This window comes from uncultured Campylobacter sp. (genome assembly GCF_938045345.1).
Lineage (GTDB): Bacteria > Campylobacterota > Campylobacteria > Campylobacterales > Campylobacteraceae > Campylobacter_B.
This window is the reverse complement of the sequence record NZ_CALIMS010000022.1, coordinates 1-7,717: the sequence shown is the minus strand read 5'-3', so window position 1 is coordinate 7,717 and position 7,717 is coordinate 1. Positions and strand designations below refer to the sequence as shown.

The 7,717-nt window shown below is 46.4% G+C and carries 7 protein-coding genes and 1 pseudogene; 7 read left to right on the top strand and 1 reads right to left on the bottom strand.

Features of this window, described 5'->3' with window-relative positions; all coding sequences use genetic code 11:
• Positions 1-191 (bottom strand): hypothetical protein (locus Q0144_RS05115; protein ID WP_298062314.1); only part of this gene is annotated, 191 nt, incomplete at its 3' end.
• A gap of 149 nt (positions 192-340) precedes the next feature.
• Here Q0144_RS05115 and Q0144_RS05110 point away from each other — a divergent pair.
• From Q0144_RS05110 to Q0144_RS05080, 7 genes and pseudogenes are all read left to right on the top strand, one after another.
• Positions 341-1,012 (top strand): response regulator transcription factor, encoded by a 672-nt coding sequence (locus Q0144_RS05110; protein ID WP_366111315.1) that lies wholly within the window; start codon positions 341-343, stop codon positions 1,010-1,012.
• A complete protein-coding gene (locus Q0144_RS05105) occupies positions 1,005-2,282 on the top strand; it encodes an ArsS family sensor histidine kinase (protein ID WP_298062310.1) in 1,278 nt (425 codons plus the stop codon). Before Q0144_RS05110 ends, Q0144_RS05105 begins: the two co-directional genes overlap by 8 nt.
• Positions 2,283-2,990: 708 nt before the next feature.
• Positions 2,991-4,544 (top strand): ATP-binding cassette domain-containing protein, encoded by a 1,554-nt coding sequence (locus Q0144_RS05100; protein WP_298062308.1) that lies wholly within the window; start codon positions 2,991-2,993, stop codon positions 4,542-4,544.
• Positions 4,545-4,823: 279 nt separating this feature from the next.
• Positions 4,824-5,144, top strand: coding sequence for a c-type cytochrome (locus tag Q0144_RS05095; RefSeq protein WP_298062306.1), 321 nt, complete (start codon positions 4,824-4,826; stop codon positions 5,142-5,144).
• Between the two features lie 100 nt (positions 5,145-5,244).
• Positions 5,245-6,066 (top strand): riboflavin synthase, encoded by an 822-nt coding sequence (locus Q0144_RS05090; RefSeq protein WP_298062304.1) that lies wholly within the window; start codon positions 5,245-5,247, stop codon positions 6,064-6,066.
• Positions 6,067-6,076: 10 nt separating this feature from the next.
• Positions 6,077-6,811, top strand: a complete 735-nt coding sequence (locus Q0144_RS05085) for a polyphenol oxidase family protein (RefSeq protein WP_298062292.1) — start codon at positions 6,077-6,079, stop codon at positions 6,809-6,811.
• 185 nt (positions 6,812-6,996) lie between these two features.
• Positions 6,997-7,717 (top strand): annotated as a pseudogene (locus Q0144_RS05080) (beta-aspartyl-peptidase); the annotation flags it as partial.

The following is a 7,717-nucleotide window of genomic DNA, read 5'->3' as shown; positions in this document are numbered from 1 at the left end:
GTTCTGCTAGCTGGCGGGAAGTACTCGGTCGAGTCCATATCGTAGTATGAAAATACTGTCGCACCCATAGTGCTTGTTTGTAAAGCCTCCGCCAAGCTATCGCTAGCGCTAGCGCTGGACGCCATAGCCATAAACGCAGCCAAACTAAGAGCAAATTTACTCTTGCCGATCGTCAAAAAACATGTTTTCACTATAACCTCCTTTAAATTTTTACACTATCATCTTTGGATTTATGAGCGAAATTATAACATGTAGGCCTATCAAAAACGGTAAGATTTTGGTAACATTAACTAAAAAATATTTTTTAGTTTTAAATTTTAAATTTGATATAATAGCTACTATGATAGAAATTTTGCTTATAGAAGACGATCTTGAACTGGCCGAGCTTTTAAAATTTGCATTGGCAAAAAGCGAGATTGGCGTAACCATAGTCACAAATCCGGTTGAAGGACTTAAAATTCTAGACGCAAAAAATGCTTTTGACGCATTGGTGCTTGATCTTGGCTTGCCCGACATGGACGGCCTTGAAGTGTGCAAGCACGTAAGACACAGCTATCCATCGTTACCTATCATCATATCGTCGGCCCGCAGCGAAACGCTAGATAAGATAAAGGGCTTTGAGCTTGGGGCGGATGACTATATGGCAAAGCCGTACGAACCCATAGAGCTTGCATTTAGGCTAAGAGCGATACTCCGTCGAGGGATACAAACCAGCAACGACTCCAAAACCTTTTGCGTCGATAAACAAAGGCGTATCGTCATAAAAAACAAAGAGGAGATAGCGCTAACGAAAGCGGAATTTGACATCTTTATCTACCTTTATGAAAAAGAGGGGTTGGTCGTGCCAAGGGAAGATATTTTGATAAATTTGGGTCAAGCGAAATTTCAAAGCGGACTAAAAAGCATCGATGTCGCCATAGGGCGCTTGCGTCAAAAAATAGGAGACGATCCTAAAAATCCGCGATTCATTCACCCCGTGCGCGGTATAGGGTATAAATTTATTAATGCGTAATATATCTATCATCAAACTAATATCTTTTTTCTTTTTTGCCGCATTAGTTGTCGTAAATTTAGCATTTTTCATCGAATCAAAAAGGCAAATAAGAGATGCGGAGTATTTTACCTACCAGCGCTTTATGCTAGGCATGCGCATACGCGGACAAGAAGACGGCAATATAACCAAGCAGCTAGCGCAAATCGGACTTAAAAATAGTGATCTCGATCCAAATGAGATCAGGCAAAATGGTGAGAAAATTTTTAGCGATTCGTATGCCGATATGATAAGATACAACAAAAAGCTCTACTTTGTACCTAGATTTTCTTCCATAGATCCTAAGATGTTTTCACGTATTATGGACGCAGCCGGGCTTAATATATCAATCAAAGATGACATTGCAAAAAACGATCTGCCTTTAGAAAATTTACAAGAGCTTTCTTCACATAGTATTTGGATACTTTGGCTTATAGTAAATATCGTAATGGCCGCATTTTTCATAGTCGTCTTAAAAAAATTGCTGAGACTCAGAAATTTAAAAAATATGATAAGAAGAGCGGGAGAAGAAGACAAATTTAGATTGCTAAAAGTAGAAGCAAATGATGAAATAGGCCAAATCGCTAGCGAATTTAACACGACTATGCAAAAAATAGATGCGATAAAAGAGGCTAGAGCGCTATTTTTACGTAACATCTTGCACGAATTTCGCAACCCTATAATGAAGGGGCGGATCATGGCGGACATTATAGCCGAAATATTACAAGATGATAAAATCAAGGATAGATTAAAACAAATTTTTATACGGCTTGAGATGATACTGGGCGAAGTCGTAAAGGTAGAAAAGCTTGTATCGAGCCAATGGGAGCTTAAAAAGAACAAGCACCGAGTTATAGACATCGTCGATCACTCGGTAGATATGCTTTTATTAAAAGACACGAGCCGCATAGAAGTGCGAGCGGATGGAGAAATAAGTGCGGTTGAGGTTGATTTTGAGCTTTATGCGACCGGAGTTAAAAATTTGATCGATAACGCCTTAAAATACTCTAGCGAAAAGGTTGTTGTAAGCATAGATAAAAATGCTCTGTGTATAAGTAGTGTAGGCAATGAGCTTGATCCGCAAAGGCTTGATTTTCAAAGGGCTTTTAATAGGAAATTTGAGTCGTCAAATTCTGGGTTGGGGCTTGGGCTTTATATCGCAAACCAAATTTTTATAAAACACGGCCACACCTTAAAATACAAGTACGAAGACGGTAAAAATATTTTTCTAATATGTTTCATAAACACTTGATCTAAAAATAACTTGTTTATTAATACTTATAAATTATTTTAAGCTCGTTATTTGCGCTGATTAATTCATTTATAAAGCCTAACAAATCTGTTATTAATAGTACAATGGCGCCTCTGTGATATCCGCCATATTTTTTTGGTTTACGATAATTCCGAGATTTTTTAGATATTTAGTCACTCCGCAGAAGCTACAATAAGGTAGCTGAAGAAGAATTCACACACGCACGCTAAAATTTAACGGCTCTTTCGTCGTGTAGAAAAGATAAAATTTTAGTAGAGTACGGTATGGGGGCGTCTAAATTTAAATGTGATCGTTTTGGTTGATGCGCGGCGTTAAATTTTATACGGCTTGTTAAGACTGTGGCGATGAGTAATTTTAAAATTTTGATTTTGGCGTGGGTAAAAATTTAACGACAGCGCGTTCTGTCGTCGAGGTATAATGTATGGGTATCTGGCGGTATATCGACGTAGTGGAGATTGGCAAGTGTTGCATATAAACGAAGCGAATTAAAATAAGAATGCGGATGAAATTAGCACCGCGTGATACATATAAATAGCAGCATGCCCCGTAAACGATGTGATTCGCGATAAAATTTTGCGTAAATTAAGGCGAAATTTAGCCGACGAAATGAGAACGGGATTTAAAATTTAACCGTTTTTTCAAGCGAATTTTGCCACAATTGCGCTCAAATTTCGTTGGGGCAAAATGATGAAAAAATATACCAAACAAATCCTCGCGATGCTCGCGCTAAACGCGATCTACAGCGGCTCGGGGATCTTGATTTTAAGCTTTATCAATAAATATCTACTTGACGGCGCCGAAAGAGGCGGCAGGATCATCGCGCTATTTTTTGCGCTCTTGGCGCTATTTTTGCTGCTTTCGGTGCTAAGCCGCATCATGCTTTGCAAGATGGAAAACGACTTCGTATTCGATCTGCGCACCAAGATTATCAAGCAGATCATCGATACGAAGTTCGAGCGCATCGAGGCTGCGTCGAAGGCGAACCTGCTTGCGTCCCTTTCTAGCGATATTTCGCGCCTGACCGAGGGCTTTATGCGCATCTCAGAGCTTATCCAAGGCGCGATGATCGTGCTGTTTTGCGGCATATACGTGCTATACATCGCGCCTATGATGTTTGCGTTTTTATTCATCTGGATCGGCGCGCTGATGATTTTCAACCGCTTTTTGATGAAAAAAGTCATGCAAAATTACGATCTGTACCGCCAAAACGAGGACGTTTTGTATAAAAACTACGCCGCGGCGATCGAGGGGCACAAGGAGTTGTCGCTAAGCCTAGCCAAAGCAAAAAGCCTATATGAAAACGACTTTTTGCCCAACGCGCAAAATTTACGCCAAAGCTCACTGCGAGCCGAGGTTTACGGCGCGTTTGCGAGTAATTTTATGAACGTGATGATGCTAGGCGCGGTGGGCTTTGTGCTTTATTTCGGGCTTAGCGGCGGCAAGGCGGAGCTTGCGAACGCCGTAACGATCGCGCTTACGGTGCTTTTTTTGCGCGCGCCTTTGATGATGCTCATATTCTCGCTTCCTAGCGTTCTGCGCGCAAAGATCGCCTACGCAAAGATCAATGAGTTAGGCTTAGACCCGTTCGTGCAGGGCTTTGAGCTTGCGCAAATGCAGCCGTGGCGCAGCCTGGAGCTTAAAGGCGTGGGCTTTTCGTATCCGGGCGGGAAATTCGGCATTAAAGGGGTAAACTTGCAGCTAAATGCGGGCGAAACGGTGTTTTTGATCGGCGAAAACGGTAGCGGCAAATCGACGCTTTTTATGATTTTAGCGGGTCTTTATACGCCGCAAACGGGCGAAATTTTAGCCGACGGCGCGGCCCTTGAACCCTCCGATCTGCGCGCCTACAGTAACAACATAAGCGCGGTTTTTAGCGATTTTTATCTCTTCGACTACGCTACTGGCGATGCGGACATCGCGCGCGAGTGGCTCGCGCTCACGCACCTGCAGGATAAGGTAGGGCTTAACGGGGCTAAATTTAGCACTACGAGCCTATCTAGCGGGCAGCGCAAGCGTTTGGCGCTCGTAAGCGTGCTGATGGACGGGCGAAAATTTTTGATGCTTGATGAGTTTGCGGCCGATCTCGATCCGCAGTTTCGCACGGAGTTTTACGAGCGGATTTTACCCGAGCTGAAATCGCGCGGATACACGGTCTTTGCGATCTCACACGATGATAAATACTTCGGCGCCGCAGATAAAATTTATAAGATGCAAGGCGGCGAAATTTCGCGCATAAAGTAAAGCGGCGAAATTTTAAAATTCTACGCAGAATTTCGCGATGGAATTTGGCGTCTAGATGAAATTCCGCCGTAGAATTTCGCCGCGAAATTTTACGATTGAAATTTAAGTGGCAAGGCGTAATTCGCTTAAAATTTTACAGCATAAATTCCGCTTTGAGTCTCTACGCTAAAGTTCGCAGTAGATAGAATTTCGCCTCTTTGGCGCAAATTGCAAAAATTTAGCCGAAATTTACTAAATTTTGATTATACTGCACCCACAATTTAAAAAGAAAGGATAGGAATGAAAAAAGTTCTTATTGCATGTGCTGCGGTTGCGGCGTTTAGTTCGAGTTTATTCGCCGCTGATGGCGCTACATTGTATAAAAAATGCGTGGCCTGTCATGGAGCTAACGCCGAGAAGCCTTATCTTGGCGGCAAAGTACCTGCGCTAAACACCCTAAGCAAGGAAGATATCATCGCTAGCCTAAAAGGCTACAAAGACGGCACCTTAGGCGACGGCAAGGGCAAATTCGGCATGATGGGCGTTATGAAAGGTCAAGCAGCTTCACTTAACGACGAATCGATCGAAGCGCTAGCCGATTTCATAGTTTCTAAAAAATAATTTCAAACTTCATTCGGCGGGCTTTGTGCTCGCCGAGCTCACTTAACTTTAAATTTCAAAATTCTACGCTAATATCACGTAAAAATTCCAAAGGCTCATAATGTTTAACGGACTGATCAGAGAGATCGCGCAGGTTGCGAGCTTTAGCGGCGATTCGCTACGGCTGCGCGCGAGATATCGCCCCGCGCTTGGCGATAGCGTCGCGGTAAACGGCGCGTGCTTGAGCGTGACGCGGCTTTTTGCGGACGGATTTGCGGTGCAGCTTTCAAGCGAAACGGCGCGCGTCATCGCCGCACAAAACCTGCGCGGTCCTGTGCATATCGAGCCAGCGATGCGGCTAGGCGAGCGCATAGACGGGCATTTGATCCAAGGACATGTCGATGCCGTGGGCGAAATTTATAAAATTTCAAAGCTTGCAAGCGGCGTCGATTTTTTTATCCGTGCGCCGCTGCACATAGCGCCGCTGCTAGCGCCGAAAGGCTCGGTAGCGATCGACGGCGTGAGCCTAACGATCAACGAAGTGCTTGCGGGCGGCGGAAATTTTATTCACAAAGACCGCAAAGGCCCGCTCGGTTCAAATTTTAGCGGCACAGGTTCGCGCGGGCAAAATTCTAGCGGCTCAAATTCTGTTCGCGATCCAAACTCCTTGGGCGCAAATTTAAAGAGTGAAGCGCAAAGCTGCGCCATTCGCCTTACGATCATCCCACTCACGCTTAAAGATACGCTCTTTGGATCATACAAAATCGGGCGCCGCGTAAATATCGAAACCGATCTGCTTGCCCGATACGTCGCGGCACAGCTGGGTTTTGCCGGCGGACAGCTCGTCGGTCGCGGCACTGTTGCGGCACGCGATGCGAGCGCCGATGGCGAGCAAGACGGGCTTTCGTGGGACGCGGTAGATAAAATTTTGAGCCTGTATTAAGCGGCGTGTGATGGACAAAATCGAAATTTGCAGAGAAAATCTTGAGTTTGTATTGGACGGACGCCGCGTGCTGGCGGGCTTTAGCACGCGGCTTGGCGGCGTAAGCGGCGGAGCCTACGTAAACCTAAATTTAGGAGATCACGTGGGCGACGATCCGCAAAACGTCGCGCAAAACCGCGAAATTTTAGCCACCGCGCTCGGCATCGCGCCGCAAAATTTAAAATTTATGCGCCAGATGCATTCAAACCGCGTTGAAATTTTACGCGCAGCTAGCGTTGAAATCCCGCCCTGCGACGGGCTCGTGACCGATCTGCGCGGCGTGGCGCTGTGCGTGCTGGTAGCGGACTGCTCGCCAGTGCTGATCGCGGACGAGCGGCGCGGCGTGGTCGCTGCGGTGCATGCGGGGCGCGCGGGCGTGATAGGGCGGATCTGCACGAATGCGATAAATTTGATGAGCGAGCGCTTCGGTTGCGTCGCTGCGGAGCTGAAGGTATTCGTGGGCGCGAATATCAAGGCGCGAAACTACGAACTTGGCGGGCTTGATCTGGGCGAGTTTGAGCGCTACAAAACGCAGGGGCATTTCGATATGAACGCTGCGCTGCGCGACGAGCTCGCAGCTGCGGGGGTGCGAAACGTTAAATTTGATCCGCGCTGCACTTTCGAGAGCGAGCGGCATTTTTCATACCGCAGAGATGGCACTACCGGGCGCTTCTGCGGCTTTGTGATGAATAAGCCATGCCGATGAAAAGCAAAAATAGGATATAAAATTTCTCCGCAAGGCTGCTGAAATTTCTCGAAACGCTATAAAATTTGACGTAGAGGCGCTGCAAAGCGAAACGGCGAAAAAGAGGCGAGATTGCGGTGCGACATCGCAGTCAAGAAAGCCAAAAAAACGTAAAATTTATAAAAATCCAAAGCAAAGGAGAAAATATGCTGCTACTTAAAAATGCCTATCTATACGCGCCAGAGCACATCGGCAGGAGCGACGTTTTGCTCGGCGGAGGTAAAATTTTAGCCGTTTCCAAGGGGCTTGATTTTCGAGTCGAGGGACTTGAAATTTACGATCTAGATGGTAAAATTTTAGCGCCTGGGCTCATCGATCAGCACGTACACATCACGGGCGGCGGCGGCGAGGCGGGCTATCACTCTCGAACGCCCGAAATAACGCTATCTGGGATCATCCGCTACGGCACGACGACGGTCGTGGGCACGCTAGGTACAGACGGGTGCACGAGGAGCTTAGAAAATCTCTACTCAAAGGCCAAAGCGCTCGAATACGAGGGCATTTCGACCTTCATCCACACGGGCTCTTACGCGCTGCCTAGCGTCACATTTACGGGCTCCGTAACGCGCGATCTGGTGCTCATCGACAAGGTCATCGGCTGTAAGATCGCGATGAGCGACAACCGCGGCAGCTACCCGACCGCGCAGGAGCTCATCAAGACCCTAACGCAGATCCGCATCGGCGGCATGATCTCGAAAAAAGGCGGCGTGCTGCATATGCATATGGGCGGGCTCGCGGATAAATTTGACCTGATTTTTAGCGTGATCAAGGATTATTCGTTCCCGATTAATTATTTCTCGCCGACGCACTGCGCGCGGACGAAGGAGCTCTTTGACGAGGCGATCAAATTTCAAAAAATGGGCGGCT

Coding starts and splice junctions, on each gene's coding strand:
- Q0144_RS05090 (WP_298062304.1), top strand. CDS start 5,245: ATGTTTAACGGACTGATCAGAGAGATCGCGCAGGTTGCGAGCTTTAGC.
- Q0144_RS05100 (WP_298062308.1), top strand. CDS start 2,991: ATGAAAAAATATACCAAACAAATCCTCGCGATGCTCGCGCTAAACGCG.
- Q0144_RS05105 (WP_298062310.1), top strand. CDS start 1,005: ATGCGTAATATATCTATCATCAAACTAATATCTTTTTTCTTTTTTGCC.
- Q0144_RS05085 (WP_298062292.1), top strand. CDS start 6,077: ATGGACAAAATCGAAATTTGCAGAGAAAATCTTGAGTTTGTATTGGAC.
- Q0144_RS05110 (WP_366111315.1), top strand. CDS start 341: ATGATAGAAATTTTGCTTATAGAAGACGATCTTGAACTGGCCGAGCTT.
- Q0144_RS05095 (WP_298062306.1), top strand. CDS start 4,824: ATGAAAAAAGTTCTTATTGCATGTGCTGCGGTTGCGGCGTTTAGTTCG.